The organism is uncultured Pseudophaeobacter sp., from assembly GCA_905479575.1.
Classification (GTDB): domain Bacteria; phylum Pseudomonadota; class Alphaproteobacteria; order Rhodobacterales; family Rhodobacteraceae; genus Pseudophaeobacter.
The window spans coordinates 1-21,633 of the sequence record CAJQNB010000003.1 but is presented as its reverse complement, the minus strand read 5'-3'; the positions used below and the strand labels follow the sequence as shown (position 1 = coordinate 21,633).

Genomic DNA, 21,633 nt, shown 5'->3' with positions numbered 1-21,633 from the left:
GTTTGCGGGGGTTTCTTTTTTGCACCTGTTATTGCGGGAGGGCGACCTGGATGGTCCTGCATCCTGATGCGGCGCATTTTTTGCGTAAACTTTCTGACAGCTCTGCTCCCGTCACCACCACATCGTAGTCCCAGAGGTGCTGCATCTGGCAGGGCAGGTCCCGGTCGAACTTGGCGCTGTCCACCACCAGGATCTTTTGTTTGGCGCAGGCGGCGATGGCCTGACGGGCGGTGATTTCTTCTGTGTTGTAGTCCAGCACTTCGCCACTTTGGGAGATGCCACCACAGCTGAATATGGCCTGTTCCATGCGGTAGCGGGCAAAAAATTCGATGCTGGCAGGGCTGATTACGTCCAGATCCCGCAATCGCACCGATCCGCCCGCCATTTCGACCCGCGCCCCCGGCGCATGTTGCAGCGCCATGACCGCGTGAAGCGAATTGGTGGCGACCAAGAGATCTTGCCGGGTGGCCAGCAGCCGGGCGCATTGGGCGACGGTGGTTCCTGTTCCCAGCGCCACCCTGGCACCATGGGGGACCAGCTGCTGAACCGCCTGTGCGATTTGGTGTTTTTCGCTGTGGGAGACCGTGAGACGGGGCAGATACCCGATATTTTCGGCCTGCTGGCGCAACCGGGCGACGCCATTGCGGCGTTGCACCAAAGAGGCCTCGTCCAGATCGCGCAGATCGGCGCGGATCGTCTGCACCGAAACCTTGAGGCGCTGGCACAGCTCTTGCGCTGACAGGCTGCCGTTTTCTGCCAGCAGGGCAACAATCTGGTCGCGTCGAATGTCCAAGTCACTGCGCTTCATAAGGTTTCTTTCGAAAGTTGTTCTGCCTGTCACTTACAGTAAAGAGATCGTTGCGAAAACAGTAATAAAACATATACATGGCTGTCATAAACCTGTTGCATCAGGCAGCAATAAGCTCCCCATCACGTGTCTTTCGTTCGAAAGGCAAAATCTCTGGAGATTTATGATGAAGAGCTTTCTGACCGCCGCTGCCCTGGCCTGCGTATCCACTGCAAGTGTTGCGGATACCCTGACGCTGTATACCTCGCAGCCCAATGCCGATGCACAAAAGACCGTAGATGCCTTTATGGCTGCCAACCCGGGCACCGAGGTAGAGTGGGTGCGCGATGGCACCACCAAGCTGATGGCCCGTCTGCGTGCCGAAATCGAAGCGGGCAATCCGCAGCCCGACGTTTTGCTGATTGCAGATACCGTGACCCTGGAAGGCATGGCGCAGGAAGGACTGTTGACCGCCTATCAGTCCCCCGAAGCCACAGCCTATGATCCGGCGCTGTATAGCGCGGCAGGGTTTTACCACTCGACCAAGCTGATCACCACCGGCATCGTGTATAACACCGGTGTTGAGACCGCGCCGACCTCCTGGGCCGATCTGAACGATGCGGCGCTGAAGGGGCAGATCGCCATGCCATCGCCGCTCTATTCCGGTGCTGCGCTGATTCACCTGGCAACCCTGACCGGCGACAAGGACCTGGGCTGGGACTACTACAGCGATCTGGCCGCAAATGACGCCCGTGCCAAAGGCGGCAACGGCGGCACCTTCAAAGCTGTTGCTGCGGGCGAAAAGCCCTACGGAATGGTTGTTGATTTCCTCGCCATCCGCAACCAGGCCAAGGGTTCCCCGGTTGAGTTTGTCTTCCCAAAAGAGGGCGTTTCTTATGTGACCGAGCCAGTGGCCATCCTGTCCACTGCCAAAAACACCGATGCGGCCCAACGCTTTGTTGATTTTGTGCTGAGCCAAAAGGGCCAGGATCTGGTTCTGGAGATGGGATATATCCCCGCGCGCAACGACATGGGCGTACCTGCAGGCTTTCCTGCCCGCGCCGATATCAAGCTGATGGATTTTGACCCGGCGGTTGCCTTGCAAAATGCCGAGGCCAACAAGGCCAAATTTGCTGAGATCTTTGGGGCCAACTAATGTTCATGCCCCAAACAGCGGGAGGCAGCCGGTCCGAGCACCGGCTGCTTTCCTTTATCCTCTTGATTGCGATTGCCCTGACGCTGACTCCTGTTTTGCGGCTGTTTGTTGAAGGCGTCACCATCGACGACCAACTGAACCTGAGCCTGTTTTCAGAGGTGTTGATGCAGAGCCAGACCCAATTGGCGCTGAAACACTCGCTGATCACAGCGGGATTTGGCACCCTGGTGTCACTGCTGATCGGCAGCGCCTTTGCTTTTCTGGTGGCCCTGACCGACCTGCGGGCAAAGACAACCCTGGTGTTCTGCCTGATGATCCCGATGATGATCCCGCCGCAGATTACTGCGCTGTCCTGGACGCAGATCATGGGGCCGTCCTCGGTGTTGCTAAAAACCCTGGGACTGGCGCCAGCCATGGGCACACCGCAACCGCTGTATTCGCAGGGCGGCATCATCCTGCTGCTGGGGATCCAGCATACTGCGATCATCTTTTTGACCCTGCGCGCCGGTCTGCGTGCCATCCCACAAGACGTGGTCGAGGCTGCCCGGATCAGTGGTGCCAGCGGGCTGCGGCTGTGGTGGCATATCATTCTGCCGCTGTGTCTGCCCAGCCTGGCGGCGGGCATTGCCATTACCTTTGTGACCGCCTTGGGGAACTTTGGCATTCCGGCGATGCTGGGCATTCCAGCGGGGTATTCCACCCTGCCAACGCTGATCTACCAGCGTCTGTCCGGCCTGTCCTCGACTGTGCTGGCCGAGGTGGCGGTTCTGGCCATGGTCATTGGCTGTGTCGCCATCTGCGGCATCCTGTTGCAGCGGTTTTTCCAGTCGCGCCAAAAGGTGCATCTGGTGGGCTCCACCGCGCGGCCGCTGGCTATGCCGCTGGGATCTGCGCGCCTGCCCATCGAGATTGGCCTCTGGCTGGTTGTCTGCGCCATTCTGGTGCTGCCGATGTTGGGGCTGATCGCCACCTCGCTGGTGCCCGCCTACGGTGTGCCGCTGAGCTTTGAGACCGTGACCCTGGCTTCCTGGCATGAGGCGCTGTTTCGCCAACCAGCCACGGCGCGGGCCTTTGTGAACTCACTGGGCCTGGCCAGTGGCGCCGCTGTGGCGTTGGTGCTGATCTGCCTGCCGCTGGCCTGGCTGATGGAGCGCAACCCGTCGCGGTTGGGGCGGGTGTTTGATGCGCTTGTGGATCTGCCCTATGCGCTGCCGGGGGTGGTGCTGGCGATTGCGATGATCCTGTTGTTGATCAATCTGCCGTTCACCGATGCGACACTCTACGGCACCATCTGGATTATATTCCTCGCCTATCTGGCGCGGTTCCTGGTGGTTATGTTTCGTCCCATTCAGGCCAGCATCCGTCAGCTTGACCCGGCGATGAACGAAGCCGCGCAATCCGTCGGTGCCACGCTGTTTCAGCGCCTGCGCCTAATCATCCTGCCGCTTTCTGCACCGGCGGCGGCGGCGGGGGCGATCCTGGTTTTCCTGACCGCCTTCAATGAGCTGACCGTTTCCGCGCTGTTGTGGTCCTCGGGGACTGAGACCCTCGGCGTGATGATTTTTAACCTGGATGACAGCGGTGAGACGGTGATGGCGTCGGCGCTTGCCATGACCATTGTTCTGGTGGTGATGGGCTTGATGGCCGGCCTGCAGATCTCGGCGCGTCACCTGCCAAAAGGAAGCCTGCCATGGCAGACATAAAACTGGACGCTGTTGAAAAGCAATTTGCAGGCATCCCCGCCTTGCATGCCATCAGCGCCACCATCCAAGACGGTGAATTTGTCGCCCTTCTGGGCCCATCGGGGTGTGGCAAGTCAACCTTGCTGCGGCTGCTGGCGGGGTTTGAGGCCCCCACCTCTGGCGCCCTGTCCATCGGTGCACAGGAAATGGCAAATGCGGCGACGGGGCATGCGGTGCCACCCGAGGCGCGCAATATCGGCTTTGTCTTCCAGTCCTATGCGCTCTGGCCGCATATGTCCGTGCGCCGCAATGTCTCCTTTGCGCTGGAGGTTCGCGGCCTGTCAAAATCCGAGCAAAGCCGCCAAACCGAAGCCGCCTTGCAGGCCACCGGGCTGGTGGCTTTTGCCGACCGTATGCCTGCGGATCTGTCCGGAGGGCAGCGGCAGCGGGTTGCCCTGGCGCGCTGTCTGGTGTCGGACCCGCAGGCGGTTTTGCTGGATGAACCCCTGGCCAATCTGGATGTGGCGCTGCGGGCCTCGATGCAGGAGGTGTTTTTGGATTTCCACCACCGTACCGGCGCCACCATGGTCTATGTGACCCATGATCAGGCCGAGGCCATGGCGATGGCCGACCGGATCGCGGTGATGCATGAGGGGCGCATCGTACAGTTCGACACCCCGGAGGCGCTGTACAGTCGGCCCTGCAATCGCTTTGTCGCGGGTTTTGTTGGCGAGGGCACAGTGCTGCCGATCAGCGATTTTACCCCGGGCAGGGGCAAGGGGCAGGGCGCGGCGCTGCTTTTGGGCACGCAGATTTCGGTGCAGACCAGCGCGGACAGGCCCAACCAGCTCTGCCTGCGCCCCGAAGATATCACCATAACCGAAACCGGTGATCTGCGGGCTGCAGTGACCCGCAGCACCTATCTGGGCGGGCGCTATCGGCTCATGCTTCGAACCCCTGAGGGGGCCGAGCTGATGGCCGAAAGCCGGGTGCGCTACCCTGAGGGCAGCCAGCTGGGGCTCAGCATTGGATCTCCCTGGGCGTTTTGCGAGGACTAAATGAACACGATAGAAGTATTGTCGGGCATTGGCGACAAAGGCCCAGCCTGTATGCGCCTCTGTGTTGAGGGCAAAACCTGGTTGTTGGACTGCGGGTTCGGACCAGAGGCCAACGCACATTTTGACCCGGCCTGGCTGGTCGGGGCAGATGCGGTGTTTATCACCCATGACCATATCGACCACATCGGTGGTGCCGCCTATGCGGTTGAGGCAGGACTGCCGATCTATGCCACGGCGCAGACGGCGCAGGCGCTGCCCCCGGCGGCAGAGGTGCGGCTCTTGCCGGAACAGGGCGAGGTGCTGATTGACGGCATTCGCCTGACCACCGGCCGCAATGGGCATGCACTGGGCGGCATCTGGATGCATTTTGATATTGGCGCCGGGCTGTTTTACTCCGGCGATTGGTCCGAGGAATCCAACTGGTTTGCCTTTGATCCGCCGCCCGCCGCAGCGACGGCCATTCTGGATTGCTCGTACCAGCTGGATCCGGTTGCGCAGTGCGAACGCTTTGCCGCTTTGGATCAGTTGATCGACCAGTTGCCTGGGCAGATCCTGCTGCCGGTGCCGCCCTCGGGACGGGCCGGGGAAATGGCACTGCATCTGGTGCAGCGTTTTGGTGTGGAGGCGGTGATCCTTGACCCGGAATGTCGCGCTGCGCTGACGGCAGCGCTGGCGCGCGGCGGTCTAAGCCCGCGGGCGCAGGAGATTGCACCTCTGCTGCAGCGCGGCGATCTGGAGCAGGCGCGGTTTTTGATCTGCGACACCCCCAATGCGGATGGGGGCGCGGCTTGGGGCTATGTGCGGGCCTGGCGAGAAAGTGGACGACTGGGGCGCGATGCCCATGTGATTTTCACTGGTCATATGACCGCCCATGCCCGTGGCATCTGCGCGGTGCCCGGCGGCTATTTCCAACGCTGGAATGTGCACCCTCCGCTGGGGGATCAGATCAAGATGCTGCGCCGCCTTGGGGCAAAACGCTTTGCCCCGGCCTTTTGTATCAGCCCCGAGGATTATCTGGTGGAAGAGGGTCTGGGCGCCGAGGTCTTTATGCATGAGAGTATCCCGCTATGAGCGCGGCCTCCCCATCCTGGCCAAAGCTGCCGTCGCAGAGCATTTGCCTGATCCGCCATGGGCAGACCACCGCAAACCGCGACAGCATTATCGCCGGGCGGTTGGATGTTTCGCTTACGGATTTGGGCCGCCAGCAGGCGCGGGCTTTGCGCGGGCATCCATGGCCGGGCGCCATTGCGCTGTTTTCCAGCCCCTTGGAGCGCGCACAACAGACCTGTCAGCTGGGGTTTCCGGATCAGGAATTCCACTGCCACCCCGGCCTGCGAGAAAGAGACTGGGGGTGTTTTGAAGGCGCGCCGCTGGCAGAGCTGCCACCGCGCGCGGGGCGGCCGGAAGGCGGCGAAGACTGGTCAGAGATGATCATCCGGGTTGCCGAGGCCATAACCGCGTGCTGTGCGCAGGCGCAAGATCGCCTGCCGGTTCTGGTCTGTCATTCCGGGGTGATCCGCGCCACCCGCCTGTTGGCGGGACAACACAGCACCGGCGCCCGCGCGCCAAACGCCCATCCGATTTCGTTTGTCTGGGTGAATGATAGCCATAAGGAGGTTGCACATGCGCTCTGAAACCGGGCGGCCCTGTGTCGTTTTTGATGTCGATGGCACCCTTGCCCAATTTGATGCGCCCCGGCTGGGGCATCTGGTGCATGGCGAGGTGAAGAACTGGGAGGCCTTTCATCAGGCCATGGCCGAGGCCGAAGTCATCGCCCCCGTGGCGCATCTGCTTAGGCGGCTCAAACAGGTGGGCGAAACCATCGTGATCTGTTCCGGGCGGCCTGCGGGCTGGACAGATTACACTGCGGCCTGGCTGGCGGCAAACGACCTGGCCTGTGATGCGCTTTATCTGCGACCAACGGGGCAGGACGAAATGAGCGACCCGGATGTGAAGCGGCTGTTGCTGGCAGAAATGCGGGCGGATGGCTTTGAGCCCTGGATCGTTGTGGATGATCGCAGCTCGGTGGTGGATCTGTGGCGCGCAGAGGGGCTGACCTGCCTGCAATGCGCGCCGGGGGATTTCTGATCCAAGGCAAAAGGCGGCTTCCGGGGCAAAGCCTGCCCGGGATCGGGGTCAGCTGTTAGTTGGGATCGGTGATCTCGATCGAGAAGCCGCATTCATCCATCATCTTGCCATAGGCGGCGGTAAATCCTCGCAACGAGGCCTGCATGACCGGCTGGCCGGGACCGTAGGGCTGGACTGTGCGGATATCAATGGACTGGCCAGCCTTCATCCAGCGCAGCATGTTGATAGTGTCTTGCCAGCGCGGGGCGGCTTCAGCCTGGGCAAAGCCATCGGCGTCGAAATAGCCATTGGCGATGGCATAAAAGGCGGCTTGCTGGTCAAAGACAAAGCCCACCGCCTGGCCGTTTTGCACCTGCGTAGGATAGCCGCGGACGGCGGATTCGTAGAGCGTTGGCGCCGGATAGCTATCAGGAGGGCCGCCATCCAGATCATAGACCGACAATCGCAGCGAGGGGTCGCCATCGCCACCGGTCGAGGCGGTGCAGGTATGGCTGGTGTGTTCGGTGGATTCATGTGTTTCAACAAAGACACGCCAGTCGCCAAATTCCCAGTACTGGGCTGTGGCGGGCAGGGCTGGCAGGATGGTCAGGGCAAGAGCAAGGCAATGGCGGCGCATGGGGACTCCGAGAAAATAGGTTTGCTGAAACGTACCTCTCTGGAGAAATAGAGAGAGGAGCCGTCCTAGGGAACAGGCTTGGCTGTAAAGGTGTAACAAAATGATAAGGCGAGAAAAAATTTGCAGTCTGTCGAGAAATAGAGCCTAGCCCGTCAGGTCTGCCAGTGCAACTGGGCCTCGCCTGCGGCCATCTCTTCCTTGGCGCGGTCAAAGCGCAGATAGGCAATCGCGCGGCCACCGGATTGGCTGAACAGGGTTCCGACCACCTTTCCACCGGCGGTGATGTCGCTGCCCACAGGCGCTGCGCCGCTGATTTCCACCACGCGCAGCCCTTTGCGCAGCTCGGTCTTGTGTTTCATGCGGGCGGTGACCTCTTGGCCGACATAGCAGCCTTTGCGGAAATCCACCCCGTTCAGGGCCTCAAATCCGGCCTCCAGAATATAGCTGTCTGGTCCCAGCTCGATACCGCTGCGCGGGATGCAATGGGCGACATGCAGCGCCTCCCAGTCGCTGTCATCCTCGCCGCCCTCGGTTCCGATCAGCCGCCAGCCCAGATCCCCATGACGCGGATCCGCCAGGGCGCCTGCGGGGGCGGGGCCGGTGCCGCGCATCACCTGTAGGTCAGTTAGGGAGATGTCGACCTTGGAGCGCAAACGATACATGGTGAGCCGCTTGAGCAGGGCCTCGGCCTGATCCGCATCTGCATCCAGCAGCACATCCGCGCCATCAGCGGCCAGAAAGAAATCGGCGAGATATTTGCCCTGGGGCGTCAGCAGGGCGGCATAGACCAAACCCTGGTCAATCTTGCTGACATCACTGGTGATCAGCCCCTGTAGAAAATCGCGGGCATCTGCCCCGGATAGGCGAAGAATTTTGCGCGCGCGCATGCTGTTGTCTCCAAAGCTGCCCGGGCTTTCATGCCTGCGGGCGGTGGTGTGGTCTTAGTCTCAGGGCGGGGCTGTCCGTCGAGGTATGGTCAAGCCCATTCCTATATCCCGTAGCCTAGTGATATAGGAATGAGATCTGAGTTGAACCAGGAAAACACCATGCCCGCGCCGATTACTGTCGTGATACCCACCCTGAATGCGGCTGCCGAGCTGCCGCGCTGCCTTGAAGCTTTGATGGAGGGGCTGGCGGAGGGGCTGATCCGGGAGCTGGTGATCAGCGATGGCGGTTCTGATGATGCAACGCTGCAACTGGCAGAAGAGGCCGGGGCGGAGCTGGTCAGCGGCGCTGCATCGCGCGGTGGGCAGCTGCGCCGGGGCTGTGCGGCTGCCCGTGGGGAGTGGTTGCTGGTGCTGCATGCGGATACGCAACTGGCCCAGGGCTGGGCTGCAGCGGTGGCGACACATCTGCAGGCGGGCGCGGGAGACGTGGGACAGCCTGGCTATTTCCAACTGAAATTTCGCACTAAAGGAGCCTGGCCCGCATGGGTGGCAGGCTGGGCAAACTTTCGGGCGCGGGTCTTTGGGCTGCCCTATGGCGATCAGGGGCTGCTGATCCCGCGTGCGGTCTATGTGTCGGCCGGAGAATACCCTGATCAGCCCTTGATGGAGGATGTGGCCCTGGTGCGCCGCCTCACCGGCCTGACGGCGCTACCGATCACCGCCCTGACCAGCGCCGCGCGCTATCAACGGGACGGCTGGCTGCGTCGCGGTGCGGGCAATCTCTGGACCCTGTTGCGCTATTTCCTGGGGGCTGAACCCGACAAACTGGCGCGCGACTATCAAAAATAGCCACTGCTCGGAATAGCGCCGCGCCGGGAAGGGCGACCGGGGTCAGCCCAGGATCCGCGTCATCAAGCGCCGGAGCCAGCCATTTGGGACCGTTTGCTCCTGTGCCCGGGCTGTAGGCTGCTGCGCGGCCATGCCTTTGGGGTCGAGCAGGGTTTTGCCATCCTGAAACTGCAACCGGTAGAGATCGGCATAGATGCCACCGCGTTCGATCAACTCCTGGTGGGTGCCCTGATCGGCGACCTGACCCCGCTCCATCACGATGATCTTGTCGGCGTTGCGCACGGTGGACAGGCGATGGGCGATCACCAGGGTGGTGCGCCCACCTGCGAGGCTGTCCAGCGCCTGTTGCACCACCTTTTCGGACTGTGCATCCAGCGCCGAGGTGGCTTCGTCCAGCAACAGTACCGGCGTATCGCGCAACAGGGCGCGGGCAATCACCACCCGCTGGCGTTGCCCACCGGAAAGCGCTGAGCCACGCGGACCCACGAGGGTCTCCAACCCATCAGGCAGCTTTTCCAGAAAATCCGCCACATGGGAGTCTTCCAGCGCTTTTTTCAGGTCTTCATCGCTGACATCGGTACGGCCCAGAACGATGTTTTCACGCAGGGTTTCGTCAAACAACAGGCCTTCTTGGGTGACCACGGAAAACATGCCGCGCAGATCATTGGTGGCCAGATCGGCAACGCTGGTGTCATTGATCTGCACGGTGCCGTGCTGAGGATCGACCATGCGGGTCAACAGGTTGAAAATGGTGGATTTACCAGCTCCGGAGGCGCCCACCAGGGCGGTGGTCTTGCCCGCTTCGGCGTCAAGTGTCAGCGCGCGCAGGATTTCCGCCTCGCCATAATTCAGCGTGACATCTTTCAGGTGAATGCCAGGCAGGCCTTGGGGGGCGGGTTTGGGGCTGTCGGGGGAGGTGAGCAGGATTGGCGCATCCATCAGCGCCTTGATCCGTTCCAGGGCGGCGGCGGCGGCCTGCCAGATGCCAGAGATATTGGCCAGGCGGCGCATGGGCTCAAAGGAAAGACCAATTGAGGTGAAGAAGCTCATGAATTGGCCAACGGACTTTTCGCCGGCAATGATTTCAGAGCCGCCATAGAGCAGCACCGCCATAAAGCCGACACCGGCCATAATATCGGTCATGCCGGAGATCGCCGAGGTGCCAAAGGCGGATTTCACCTCGGCTTTGACAAAATTGTCGGTGTGATCGGAGAACCGCTTGAGTTGATACTCTTCGAGATTGTTGAGCTTGATCGGCACAATGCCATGAAAGATCTCATCCAGCCGGGTGGCCAGGGTAGCGCCAAGGTCGCGCGCCTCCGAGGCCCTGCGGCGGACATATTTTTGCAACAGGGAGATCGGCAGCAACAGCCCCGGAACGCCAATGAGCAAAATGGCGGTCCAGCGCCAATCAATGCTGACGGCGACACTCAGCACCGCGACCAAGGCCACCAGATCGCGGCCCGCACCGGTGATCATTGCCTGCCAGACCGCATTGATCGCGCTGACATCGCTTTGCACCCGCTGCAACAGCAATCCGGGGGCATGGGACTGGTGAAAGGAGGGATCCTGGCGGATCAGACGCGCCAGCATGTCCTTGCGCAGACCCGCAGCAGAGGTCTGCGAAACCTTGCTGAGCAGCACCTTCTGGGTGACGCTGGAAATACCACGTAAGGAGAAGATGGCCAGAAAGGCCAGGCTGACCCAGAACAGCGCATTGGTATTGCCGGCGACAAAGACCAGATCGAACATCGGCTGCATCATGTAGCCAAGCGCGCCCATAGTGGCGCCTTCAACCAGCATAAAGACAACCGCGATGCCCAAGAGCCCCATGTACTGACGCAGATAGCCGCGCCAAAGCCAACCCAACAGCTCGCGGGAGGAGGTGTGTTCATTGCTCATAATGGGATTGCCCGGCTGGAGAGCGTCGAAACTGAGGTGTCATCTGGCGCCTTCTCGTGACTTGATTGGGCCATTTAAGCAGCTCATGGCCGGGGTGCAAGCGTTGTGCTGCTCCTCTTGGCGCTCCCACCCCCGGCGCTGAAAGCAATTGCCGGGCTGCGGACAGGGGATTTCCGCAATTGACCTCGCCAAAGTGCAGGCTAGGGTTAGCCCGAAATTCACCTGGTCGGGGCCGCAGGAGGCGGGGCCGATCCTATTTGGGACAATACAGATGCGTGCAACCTCAAACCCATCGGGCGGACGGCCCTATTTGGCCATTCCGGGCCCCTCCGTGATCCCGGACCCGGTGCTGCAGGCAATGCATCGGCCTTCGCCCAATATTTATGCAGGCGAACTTGTGACCCTCACCGACAGACTAGTGCCGGATCTCAAGGCCTTGGCTGGCACCGCTCATTTTGTGGCGATCTATATCGCCAATGGCCATGGCGCCTGGGAAGCGGCGCTGATGAATACCCTGCAGCCCGGGGACCGGGTGCTGGTGCCGGCCTCGGGGCGCTTTGCCATCGGCTGGTCAGAAATGGCCGAGGCCCTGGGCATCGAGGTTGAAGTGCTTGACTTTGGTACGACTGCGGCCTGGGACCTATCCCAGGTGGCGGAGCGGCTGACTGCGGATAAGGCGCATGACATCAAGGCGGTTCTGGGGGTGCATGTGGATACCTCCAGCTCCATTCGCAATGATATCGCGGCCCTGCGCACGGCAATGGATGCTGCGGGGCACCCGGCCTTGCTGATGACGGATTGCATCGCCTCCCTGGGCTGTGACCGGTTTGAGATGGATGCCTGGGGCGTCGATGTCATGGTTGCCGCCTGTCAAAAGGGGCTGATGACCCCAGCGGGGGTGAGCTTTGTGTTTTTCAACGACAAAGCGGCCGAGGCCCGCGCCCGCCTGCCAAGGATCAGCCGCTATTGGGATTGGACCCCACGGGCCACCCCGCAGGAGTTCTACCAGTATTTTGGCGGCACCGCCCCGACACATCACCTGTACGGGCTGCGCGCTGCTTTGGACCTGATCCACGGCGAAGGTCTGCAGCAGGTCTGGGCCCGGCATGCCACCCTGGCACAGGCAATCTGGGCCGCCTGTGAGACCTGGGGACAAATTGATGCGCCCGAGCAGGGGCTGCGGATGAATGTAACGGATCCTGCGTTGCGTTCGCATGCGGTCACGGCGTTGCAGCTGCCCGCGCCGCGCGCCAGCGAGCTGCGCGCGTGGTTGGAGCAGAACCTGGGGCTAACGCTGGGGATTGGCCTGGGCTTGGCGCCCGCGGGCAGCCCTGCGTGGCACGGCTATTTCCGCCTTGGCCATATGGGGCATGTAAACGGTCAGATGATCATGGGGCTGCTGGGCGGCATCGAGACCGGGATGCAGGCGCTGGAGATCCCCCATGGGGCTGGCGGCTTGAGCGCGGCGGCGCAGGCCTTGGCAGCGGGCGCGCAGGGCTAAGCGGCGCCTATGGCGTGTGCGCCGGTGCCTGACCATGTGCGCCAGTGCCTGACCACAGGGCTAGAACTCGGTGGGCAGACCTCACTGTCTGGCTCGCCGGGGCCACATCTGCGGTGCAGTGTTCCTCAGGCTCCTGAGCAGGGGGAACAGCAGGCGCGCAGGTTGCGCCTGGGCTCTGCTTGGCGGTCACCGGGTGTCAGGTGTCGGGGTGCTGCAGGTGGTCTTCGAGGCGGTCAATGAGATGATTGAGAAACAGTGCGAACATCAGCACTGGCACCATGCCAAACAACATCCAACCGGCAAAGAATACCCACATCAGGTTTAAGCCGGTAAAGGAGAGTGCGGCGGCAAAGAGATCAATCGGTTCCGGCGCCTGGGCAGAGCCCGTTTGCGGCGGATTTCTGTTGTCCTGATTATAGTCCATGGCGTGGCCTCCTGAGGGTCTCCCCCTGGAACCTAGCGCGCCAGGGATGAAAGTCCGGTAAAACCACCGCGATTTTTGCAGCCGGTCTGATTGGGCTACCCGATTGGGTTGCCTTTCTGGGCATTTGCCTGTGTGACCGGCTGGGCGACGGGCAGGACGTAACTCTAGGAGGCAATATCCGCAGCGCAGGCAGAGCGGGCCGCTGCGAGCGCAACGGGCAGAGCAGCGGCAAACAGCGCCAGGTCTTCGTCGGGGCCACAGCTGACCCGGATGCAGCGATTTTGCGGCGCCGCAAAGGGCATGCGCACAAAGACATCCTGCGCCAGAAGAGAATCCAGCACGGCTTTGGCAAAATCCCCGTCTTGGCCACAGTCGACCGCGACAAAATTGGTGGCCGAGGGCAGGGCGGTGAGGCCGTTTTCCGCAGCAATCTCGGTGATATGGTTGCGGGCGGTGGCAATTTCACCTTGAACATGGGTTAGCCAATTTTGATCCTGCAGGGCGGCCAGCGCCCCGGCCTGGGCCGTGCGGTTCATGCCAAAGTGGTTGCGCACCTTGTTGAAGGCAAGGATCAGATCTGCCTGCGCCAGCGCATAGCCCACGCGGGCGCCGGCCATGCCATAGGCCTTGGAGAAGGTGCGCATGCGGATAACACGGGGATCGTTGATATCGACTGGTGCCGCGGTGCCTGCCGGCGCACATTCCACATAGGCTTCGTCCAGCAAAAGCAAAGCGCCCTCAGGCAGATCCGCCAATGCTGCGACAATGTCCTGCCCCCGGTGCCAGCTGCCCATGGGGTTGTCGGGATTGGAGAGATAGACCAGTTTTGCATCCACCTCAGCCGCCTTGGCAAACAGCGCCTGGATGTCTTCGTGATCGTCCCGATAGGGCACCATATGCAGGGCGCCGCCAAAGCCGGCCACATGGTAGTTGAAAGTGGGGTAGGCGCCCTGCGAGGTGACAACCGCATCCCCGGGGCCAATCAGCAGCCGCACCAGATAGCCCAACAACCCGTCGATACCTTCGCCAACTAGGATGTTTTGCGTCGCAATACCGTGATGCGCGGCCAGCGCCTGGACCAGATCATGGCTTTGGGCATCGCCATATTTCCAAATCTCCTCGGCGGCCTGTTGCATGGCGTTGATCGCCAGTGGCGAGGGGCCAAAGATGTTTTCATTGGCGCCAAGCCGGGCCGCAAAGGCTTTGCCACGGCTTCGCTCCTGGGTTTCGGGGCCGACAAAAGGCACGGTGGAGGGCAGCGACAGGGCAAGCGGGGTATAGCGAGGCGTTTTCATGCAGCGCAGATAGCGCAAATTGCCATCCTGCGGCAAGGCTTGCGTGTTGCTTCAACCCAGAGCAGACTGGCGCAAATTTAAGGAGATATTTAATGCGAAAGACTTTGCTGGCGGTGCTCGCCTTGGGGCTGGGTCTGGGCCTGGGCTATTTGGCTTTTTGGCCGGTTCCCCTGACCCCCCAGGTCTATCGGCCTTTGCAGCCCCCTGCTTTGACCGGTGAGTTTGAAACCAATGACGCCATGGCGGCGCTGGAGCTGATTGTGCTGCCAGAGGGGGCCGTTGGTCCCGAAGACCTGGCGGTTATGCCGGATGGCAAGGTCTATACCACTGATCTGGCTGGCAAACTGTACCGAATCGACGGTGCTGCCCCGCAGGTGGTTGAGGATCTCGGGGGGCGTCCGCTGGGGCTCAAAGCGGGGCCGGATGGGGCGCTCTATATTGCCGACAGCTATCGCGGCATTCTGCGCTGGACCGGACCGGGCAGCCTGGAAACCCTGGTGACAGAGGTGGAGGGCGCGCCGCTTATCTATGCCAATCAATTGGATATCGCGCGCGATGGGACGATCTATTTTTCCAACTCGTCGGATCGCTTTGACCCGGAAACACTTGGCGGGACCAAACCGACCTCGGTGATGACAATCTGGGAGCAATCCGACAGTGGCTATGTTGCCCGCCGTCTGCCCGATGGCAGGGTAGAGAAAATCGCCAGTGGCTTTGTTTATACCAATGGGGTCGCCCTGTCCCAGGATGAGGATTTTCTCCTGATCAATGAAACCGGGCGGGCGCGGGTGCATAAACTCTGGCTGACCGGTGACAAGGCCGGCGAGCAGGAGCTGTTTCTTGGCAATCTTCCCGGCTATCCCGACAATCTGGAACGCCAGGGAGACGGAACCTTTTGGCTGGCCTTTGCCAGCCCGCGCCTGCCCTCGGAAAAGCTGATGCCCTATCCCTTCCTGCGCAAGGTCATCTGGCGGCTGGGAGATCTGGTGCGCCCGGCTCCGGTGCATCGGGGCATGGTTATCCAATTTGACGAAAGCGGCAATATCCTGCGCAACCTGCAGGACCCTACAGGACGGTTGGGCGTCACCACCAGCGCCCTGGAGGTGGGGGAACAGTTTTACGTGATGTCACTGGACGGACGTGGCTTTGGGCGCGGGGCGGTCGGTGATCTACCTGCCATGCAGTAAGCCTAAGGGCGTGATGGGATGCCAAGCTGACTGGCGCCGGGGCTGCTTTGCCCCGGCGTTAGGCTGGATCACAGGCAGCAATCGGGGCAGTCTGGCGCAAATGAAATAGTCTGGAGGTGCCACAATGGCGCGGGTTTCCGTAGAGATCAAAGATCATATTGCCCATGTCACGCTGACGCGGGGTGACAAGATGAATGCCTTGGATGATGCCATGGTCAAGGGGATCCTGGCCGCTGGTGCGCAGGTGGCGGACTCGGACGCGCGGGCGGTGGTGCTGTCGGGCGAGGGCAAGAGCTTTTGCGCCGGGCTGGACCTGATGAGTTTCATGTCGATGGGCCAGTCTGATCCAGAGACCTGGCTGATGGAGCGCAGCCACCACGATGCCAATGAGATGCAGGCGGTGTCGATGATCTGGCGCCGCCTGGAAATCCCGGTGATTGCAGCCCTGCAGGGGGCCACCTATGGCGGCGGTTTGCAACTGGCGCTGGGCGCCGATATCCGCATTGCCGCCCCCGACACCAAACTGGCAGTAATGGAAATGAAATGGGGGCTCATCCCCGATATGGGCGGCATGGCGCTGTTGCCCAAATTGGTGCGCTCTGATGTGCTGCGCCAGCTGACCTATACGGCGACGCCGATCTCTGCGCAGCAGGCTGCGGACTGGGGGATGGTGACCTCCATCTCAGACGATCCCCTGGCTGCCGCCCAGGCCCTGGCGACAGAAATCGCGGGCAAGGGACCAACCGCCATGCGCGCCGCCAAACGGATGATTGAATATGCGGAATCCGGTGCCTCGCAAGCCGAAGTGCTGCTGCGCGAGAGCGCCGAACAGGTCAAGTTGATCGGCAAACCCGAACAAATGGAAGTGATCGCCGCGCAAATGCAAAAACGCGCTCCGGTCTTTAAATAGCTCCGGGCCGACCTATATGAGTTTTAACAGTCCTCCCTCCCAGACTGTTTTGACGTCTCTCCCTTCCCCGAAAGGGATGAAGACGAAAGCGGTGGCGTCAACCCCCTGACGCCGCCGCCTTTTCCTCTACCGACTCAGCCTGAGCCTCGGCGCATGCGTCATCCTGCGCCTTATTTGCCCTGGGGGATCACCTCATAGCCAGGCTCTTCGGGTTCGTCATCGGTCATTTCCGGCGGGAAGCCAGGTGCCAGGATGGACAGGCCTGTGGTGTCTTCGAGGCGGCGAATGATATTGGGCGACAGTTCGCGCGGGCCGTATTTGGCAATGCCATCGTCAAAAATCTGCACGATCATCGGGCTGATCTCCAGAGGCACATTGTTGCGCTCGGCGATCTCCTGAAACAGGCCCACGTCTTTCCTCACCAGATCCATGGTAAAGGAAATATCGCGGCTGCCGTTCAAAATGACCTGGCTTTCGGTGACATGGCTAAACGAATTGCCTGAACTGATCTTGATCGCCTCATAGGCGGTGTTGAGATCCATACCAGCTGCCTTTGCCGTCACCAGGGCCTCGGCATTGGCCACCAGATGTACCGTGGCCAGATAGTTGGTCAGCACCTTCAGCACCGAGGCAGAGCCGAGCTCCCCCGTGTGCAGGATGCGCCGCCCCATGGTGGTCAGCAAGGGCAGGATGCGCTCGAATGTGGCGCGCTCACAACCGGCAAAGATGGCGATATTGCCGGTATCCGCGCGGTGGCAGCCGCCAGAAACCGGGCAATCCACCGCCGCGCCACCCGCTGCAATAACCATGGCACCCAGGCGTTTGACCTCGGCTTCGTCGGTGGTGGACATCTCCATCCAGATCTTGCCAGCGCTCACCTCGGGCAGCATTTCCTGCATCACCGCATCCGATGCCACAGGCGAGGGCAGGCAGGTGATCACGGCATCACAATCGCGCATCAGTTGCGCGGGGCTGGTCCCGGCCTTGGCGCCACTGGCCTCAAACTGCGCTACCAGATCGGGATTCAGATCATGTACCGTGAGGTCAATGCCATTGCGCAGCAAGGAGCCCGAGAGCTTGGCCCCCACATTGCCCAGGCCAATAAATCCAACTTTCATTCTACTCTCCCTGATCCGTGTCGCGCCCGATCGTGCATATTGCTGACGACAAAGAAATCCGGCGACGCAGGCAAAGGGAAATGATATTTGTGAGCCAAAATACCCAAATAAATTTGGTGATAAATGGATGAACGCCTTTCCAATTTGACCTGGCTGCGCACATTCGAGGCGGCAGCGCGGCTGTTGAACTTTACCGAAACCGGGCAGGAGCTGGGGCTGACCCAAACTGCGGTCAGCCTGCATATCCGCTCGTTGGAGGCGCGGCTGGGCAGCACGCTGTTTTACCGCCAGGCACGCAGGCTAGAGTTGACCGAAATAGGACAGGCCTATGCGCTGACGGTCCGCCGGGCGCTGGGGGATATCTCGCTTGCTACCACGCGGTTGTTTGGGGCTGAGACGGCGCGGACCTTGACAGTGCGGGTGCCGGTCTCCACCGCAGCGCTATGGTTGGCGCATCTGTTGCCGGATTTTGCCACACGCCACCCGGAGATTAACATCCGGCTGGTGTCGAACATCTGGACCGAGCCAGAACCGCGCGATGATGTCGACGCCGATGTGGAAATTCGCTTGGGCCATGGCAATTGGGAAGACGGCAGCGCGCTGCAGCTGTCGCAGGAATGCATTGTACCAGTCTGCGCCGCCGGCGCCGCCCGACCAGGTTCTGTGGCAGAGCTGCTGCAGGGGCCGCTGATCCATATTCTGGGCTACGAGGACCACTGGGCCCGCTATTTTGCGGCTCATAAGCTGCCCTATGCCAATGAACACGCGCGGTTTAGCGTGGATACCACGGTTTCTGCCCTGCAATTGGTGGCGGGGGGCGGCGGCTATGCAACAGTACTGGCCCGCTTTGCCAGGTTGTCTATCGCGCGGGGCATGGGGATTGCCATTGCCGGTCCTGAAATGCCGTTTCAGCAGTCCCACTACCTGATCCGCCGACCGGCACGTGGGCCGCTTAGGCCCGAAGTGCAGCTGTTCGAGGATTGGCTAACAGAGATTTTTGCGCGTTCTGAGGATGAGACCGGATCATAATTTTCGGGTGTCTTTTTCTAGGCCACTCCACACGGCCAGGGTTTAGTGGTCTTGCACTGCGTTACCGCTTGATGGGGTGATCCCTGGTGGCACAGGGAAAAGAGGATAAAAAAAAGGCCGCCCCGGTGGGGCGACCTGAAACCTGTGGGCCAGTCGTGCAGTAGCCTGCGCTGCACTGCTTACAGCGAGGATTGGTAGATCTTTTCGATGTTGGATCCCAATGCCGCGTTGTATTCTTCGTCGGACATGGCGACATTCAGCCCTTCGGTCAGCGCGCGGCTGAAAGAGGCGATCATTTTGCTGTTCTTGGACAGTTTTTCGCAGGCGTCATCGGTGCTGTAGCCACCGGACAGGGCCACAACGCGTACCACGGCAGGGTGATCCGCCAGCGAATCATACAGACCGGCCTCATTGGGGATGGTCAGCTTCAGCGAGACCTTGGTGCCCTCGGGCAGGGCGTCGAGCTGGTCTTTGATCTCTGCCTTCAGGAAGATTTCGGCCTCGCCTTTGGTGGGGGAGTTGATGTCGACCTCTGGTTCGATGATTGGCACCAGGCCTGCGGCTGCAATCTGCTTACCCACTTCGAACTGCTGCGCTACCACAGTCTTGATTCCCTGCGGGTTGGCCTCTTTGACAACCGAACGCATCTTGGTGCCAAAGATGCCTTTTTCCACAGCGCGCGCCAGCAGCGCGTCAAGGTCGGGCATTGGTTTCATCAGCTGCACGCCGTCGACCTCATCTGCCAGGCCCTTGTCGACCTTCAGGAAAGGCACAACGCCGCATTTTTCCCACAGGTAGGTGGGCACAGGGGTGCCGTCGATGGCGTTATCCATGGTTTTTTCAAACAGGATCGCGCCCAGGATCTTGCCCGAGCTGAAATCGGGAGAGCAGATGATGCGGGCGCGCATCTTCTGGATCTCGCCAAACATTTCTTCGTCGTTGGAATAGGCGTCTTCGGTGACGCCATAGAGGCCAAGCGCCTTTGGGGTTGAACCGCCGGATTGATCCAGTGCTGCAATAAAGCCGCCGCCATTGGCGATACGGTCAAACTGTTCCTGGTTAATCTCTTGCGCCATGATCCGGTCTCTCCGCGAAAAATCGTTTCTAATCTGGCCCTGTCTATAGCGTGCCTGTCACAAGAAACAAGTTGTGGCTGCATGCGCTTGCGCTAACGGTTGGGGTTTTATGCTCATCAGGGCAAAGCCGCGGCCAATCGCCTGACAGAATGCAAAAACGGGCCTCAATAGAGGGCCCGCTTTTACAAGTCACACTGTCAGCACGTGGATCAGACCAAACGTGAGGCTTCTTTTGCAGCGCGCACAAAGCCGTCAAACAGAGGATGTGGGGCAAAGGGTTTGGATTTCAGCTCGGGGTGGAACTGAACGCCAATGAACCAAGGATGATCGCTCCATTCCACGATTTCCGGCAGGCGGCCATCAGGCGACATGCCAGAGAAATTCAAACCGCATGCTTCCAGCTGTTCTTTGTATTTGGTGTCGACCTCATAGCGGTGACGGTGGCGCTCTTCGATATGGGTGCTGCCATAGACGCTGGCCACATGCGAGCCCTCGGTCAGGGTGGCGTCATAGGCGCCCAGACGCATGGTGCCGCCCTTGTCGTCATCAGCCTTGCGCTGAACCTTGTGGTTGCCCTGCACCCATTCTTTCAGGTGATAGACAACGGGCTCAAACCGCTTTTTACCGGCCTCGTGGTCAAATTCTTCCGATCCGGCCTCGGCAATGCCGGCAACATTGCGGGCGGCCTCGATGACCGCCATCTGCATGCCAAGGCAGATGCCCAGATAGGGTACTTTGTGCTCGCGGGCGTATTGCGCCGCTTTGATCTTGCCCTCGGTGCCGCGTTCGCCAAAGCCACCAGGCACCAGAATCGCATGAAAGCCCTGCAGATGCGGGGTGGCATCCTCGCGATCAAACAGCTCGGCATCGACCCATTCGATCTTGACCTTTACCCGGTTGGACATGCCGCCATGGGTCAGCGCCTCGGCGATGGATTTATAGGCATCTTCCAGCTGGGTGTATTTGCCAACGATGGCCACCCGAACTTCGCCTTCAGGGTTGTAGATACGATCTGCCACGTCTTCCCAACGGGCCAGGTTTGGTTTTGGCGCCGGGGAAATGCCAAAGGCATCCAGAACCGCCTGATCCATACCTTCGCGGTGATAGGCCAGGGGGGCCTCGTAGATGGATTTCAGATCCTGGGCTGCAATCACCGCATCCGGGCGCACGTTGCAGAACAGCGCCAGCTTTTCGCGCTCTTTCTTCGGGATCGGCCCCTCAGAGCGGCAGACCAGCAGGTCCGGTGCCAGACCGATGGAGCGCAGCTCCTTGACCGAGTGCTGGGTTGGCTTGGTCTTCAGCTCACCGCTGGCCTTGATATAGGGCAGCAGGGTGAGGTGCATGAACAGGCACTGGCCGCGCGGCTTATCCTGGCTGAACTGGCGAATGGCTTCAAAGAAAGGCAGGCCTTCGATGTCGCCAACGGTGCCGCCGATTTCGCAGAGCATAAAATCAACCTCATCTTCGCCAATCGAGATGAAGTCTTTGATTTCATTGGTAACATGGGGGATCACCTGAATGGTTTTGCCCAGGTAGTCGCCGCGACGCTCTTTTTCCAACACATTGGTGTAGACCCTCCCGGACGAGATCGAGTCGGTCTTGCGTGCAGGTACGCCGGTAAAGCGCTCGTAATGGCCCAGATCCAGATCGGTCTCGGCACCGTCATCGGTGACAAAGACTTCGCCGTGTTCAAACGGCGACATCGTACCCGGGTCTACGTTCAAATACGGATCAAGTTTGCGTAGACGTACCGAAAACCCACGGGCCTGCAAAAGCGATCCCAACGCTGCGGATGCCAAACCTTTTCCCAAGGATGAGACGACACCACCGGTAATAAAAACAAAACGCGCCATGCGGTGGATTTCCCCCGTGAAATTACCAAATTTTTTGAAATCTACGGACGAAAAAATCCGCAGTATCACGGGATTTAAGCGCTAACAGATTCGGAACTTTTGCGCAACAGCAACGCAACATAATGCGCAGCCAGACGCAAGATTGACAACAGGTTGTGGTTTAAAGGTCAGTCCGCCCTGGGTGCCGTCAGCGGTTCGTCAGTCGCAGAAGGCGG

General features: G+C 60.6%; 20 protein-coding genes. 11 read left to right on the top strand and 9 right to left on the bottom strand.

The genetic code is table 11. The features are described 5' to 3' along the window. Positions 1-28: 28 nt before the first annotated feature. Positions 29-808 (bottom strand): DeoR/GlpR family DNA-binding transcription regulator, encoded by a 780-nt coding sequence (locus QZ268_RS00925; RefSeq protein WP_295446842.1) that lies wholly within the window; start codon positions 806-808, stop codon positions 29-31. A gap of 166 nt (positions 809-974) precedes the next feature. Here QZ268_RS00925 and QZ268_RS00920 point away from each other — a divergent pair, with 166 nt between their 5' ends. The 6 genes from QZ268_RS00920 to QZ268_RS00895 are packed head-to-tail and all read left to right on the top strand — an operon-like array spanning position 975 to position 6,771. Beyond that, entirely contained in the window at positions 975-1,943 is a 969-nt protein-coding gene (locus tag QZ268_RS00920) for an ABC transporter substrate-binding protein (RefSeq protein ID WP_295446840.1), read from the top strand. Further along, positions 1,943-3,646 (top strand): iron ABC transporter permease, encoded by a 1,704-nt coding sequence (locus QZ268_RS00915; RefSeq protein WP_295446838.1) that lies wholly within the window; start codon positions 1,943-1,945, stop codon positions 3,644-3,646. The genes QZ268_RS00920 and QZ268_RS00915 overlap by 1 nt, the downstream gene beginning before the upstream one ends. After that, positions 3,634-4,683, top strand: coding sequence for an ABC transporter ATP-binding protein (locus QZ268_RS00910; protein ID WP_295446836.1), 1,050 nt, complete (start codon positions 3,634-3,636; stop codon positions 4,681-4,683). The genes QZ268_RS00915 and QZ268_RS00910 overlap by 13 nt, the downstream gene beginning before the upstream one ends. Further along, positions 4,684-5,754: an MBL fold metallo-hydrolase gene (locus tag QZ268_RS00905; RefSeq protein ID WP_295446834.1), complete on the top strand. Its 1,071-nt coding sequence runs from the start codon at positions 4,684-4,686 to the stop codon at positions 5,752-5,754. After that, positions 5,751-6,317 (top strand): histidine phosphatase family protein, encoded by a 567-nt coding sequence (locus QZ268_RS00900; RefSeq protein ID WP_295446832.1) that lies wholly within the window; start codon positions 5,751-5,753, stop codon positions 6,315-6,317. Before QZ268_RS00905 ends, QZ268_RS00900 begins: the two co-directional genes overlap by 4 nt. Continuing rightward, positions 6,307-6,771: a polynucleotide kinase gene (locus QZ268_RS00895; RefSeq protein ID WP_295446830.1), complete on the top strand. Its 465-nt coding sequence runs from the start codon at positions 6,307-6,309 to the stop codon at positions 6,769-6,771. The genes QZ268_RS00900 and QZ268_RS00895 overlap by 11 nt, the downstream gene beginning before the upstream one ends. A 55-nt stretch (positions 6,772-6,826) precedes the next feature. On the opposite strand, the gene QZ268_RS00890 is transcribed toward QZ268_RS00895, so the two are convergent. Together QZ268_RS00890 and QZ268_RS00885 are read right to left on the bottom strand one after the other, a co-directional pair. Beyond that, positions 6,827-7,387 carry a hypothetical protein gene (locus QZ268_RS00890; RefSeq protein WP_295446828.1) on the bottom strand — a complete coding sequence of 187 codons (561 nt, stop codon included), beginning with the start codon at positions 7,385-7,387 and terminating at the stop codon, positions 6,827-6,829. Positions 7,388-7,539: 152 nt separating this feature from the next. Continuing rightward, on the bottom strand, positions 7,540-8,274 hold the full coding sequence (locus tag QZ268_RS00885; RefSeq protein WP_295446827.1) for a folate-binding protein: 735 nt from the start codon (positions 8,272-8,274) through the stop codon (positions 7,540-7,542). A 159-nt stretch (positions 8,275-8,433) separates the two neighbouring features. Between QZ268_RS00885 and QZ268_RS00880 the strand changes: the two genes are divergently transcribed. Then, positions 8,434-9,123 carry a TIGR04283 family arsenosugar biosynthesis glycosyltransferase gene (locus QZ268_RS00880; protein WP_295446825.1) on the top strand — a complete coding sequence of 230 codons (690 nt, stop codon included), beginning with the start codon at positions 8,434-8,436 and terminating at the stop codon, positions 9,121-9,123. Positions 9,124-9,165: 42 nt separating this feature from the next. Here QZ268_RS00880 and QZ268_RS00875 read toward each other — a convergent pair whose 3' ends face one another. Continuing rightward, the gene (locus QZ268_RS00875) at positions 9,166-11,025 is read right to left on the bottom strand and encodes an ABC transporter ATP-binding protein (RefSeq protein WP_295446823.1); all 1,860 of its coding nucleotides are present in this window, start codon (positions 11,023-11,025) and stop codon (positions 9,166-9,168) included. 271 nt (positions 11,026-11,296) lie between these two features. Between QZ268_RS00875 and QZ268_RS00870 the strand changes: the two genes are divergently transcribed. After that, on the top strand, positions 11,297-12,526 hold the full coding sequence (locus QZ268_RS00870; RefSeq protein WP_295446821.1) for an aminotransferase class V-fold PLP-dependent enzyme: 1,230 nt from the start codon (positions 11,297-11,299) through the stop codon (positions 12,524-12,526). Positions 12,527-12,722: 196 nt separating this feature from the next. Here the strand turns inward: QZ268_RS00870 and QZ268_RS00865 are convergent, their stop codons facing one another. Together QZ268_RS00865 and QZ268_RS00860 are read right to left on the bottom strand one after the other, a co-directional pair. Then, on the bottom strand, positions 12,723-12,950 hold the full coding sequence (locus tag QZ268_RS00865) for a histidinol phosphate aminotransferase (RefSeq protein WP_295446819.1): 228 nt from the start codon (positions 12,948-12,950) through the stop codon (positions 12,723-12,725). A 164-nt stretch (positions 12,951-13,114) separates the two neighbouring features. Continuing rightward, positions 13,115-14,245 (bottom strand): pyridoxal phosphate-dependent aminotransferase, encoded by a 1,131-nt coding sequence (locus QZ268_RS00860; RefSeq protein WP_295446817.1) that lies wholly within the window; start codon positions 14,243-14,245, stop codon positions 13,115-13,117. Between the two features lie 92 nt (positions 14,246-14,337). Between QZ268_RS00860 and QZ268_RS00855 the strand changes: the two genes are divergently transcribed. After that, positions 14,338-15,432, top strand: a complete 1,095-nt coding sequence (locus QZ268_RS00855) for an SMP-30/gluconolactonase/LRE family protein (RefSeq protein ID WP_295446813.1) — start codon at positions 14,338-14,340, stop codon at positions 15,430-15,432. A 124-nt stretch (positions 15,433-15,556) separates the two neighbouring features. Further along, a complete protein-coding gene (locus QZ268_RS00850; RefSeq protein WP_295446812.1) occupies positions 15,557-16,342 on the top strand; it encodes a crotonase/enoyl-CoA hydratase family protein in 786 nt (261 codons plus the stop codon). 170 nt (positions 16,343-16,512) lie between these two features. On the opposite strand, the gene QZ268_RS00845 is transcribed toward QZ268_RS00850, so the two are convergent. Continuing rightward, the gene (locus QZ268_RS00845; RefSeq protein ID WP_295446810.1) at positions 16,513-17,460 is read right to left on the bottom strand and encodes an NAD(P)-dependent oxidoreductase; all 948 of its coding nucleotides are present in this window, start codon (positions 17,458-17,460) and stop codon (positions 16,513-16,515) included. Between the two features lie 123 nt (positions 17,461-17,583). Between QZ268_RS00845 and QZ268_RS00840 the strand changes: the two genes are divergently transcribed. Next, positions 17,584-18,489 (top strand): LysR substrate-binding domain-containing protein, encoded by a 906-nt coding sequence (locus tag QZ268_RS00840; RefSeq protein WP_295446808.1) that lies wholly within the window; start codon positions 17,584-17,586, stop codon positions 18,487-18,489. A 179-nt stretch (positions 18,490-18,668) separates the two neighbouring features. Here the strand turns inward: QZ268_RS00840 and QZ268_RS00835 are convergent, their stop codons facing one another. Both QZ268_RS00835 and QZ268_RS00830 read right to left on the bottom strand, forming a co-directional pair. Further along, positions 18,669-19,565 (bottom strand): fructose bisphosphate aldolase, encoded by an 897-nt coding sequence (locus QZ268_RS00835; RefSeq protein ID WP_295446806.1) that lies wholly within the window; start codon positions 19,563-19,565, stop codon positions 18,669-18,671. Positions 19,566-19,774: 209 nt separating this feature from the next. Beyond that, a complete protein-coding gene (locus QZ268_RS00830; RefSeq protein ID WP_295446803.1) occupies positions 19,775-21,418 on the bottom strand; it encodes a CTP synthase in 1,644 nt (547 codons plus the stop codon). Positions 21,419-21,633 lie beyond the last annotated feature (215 nt).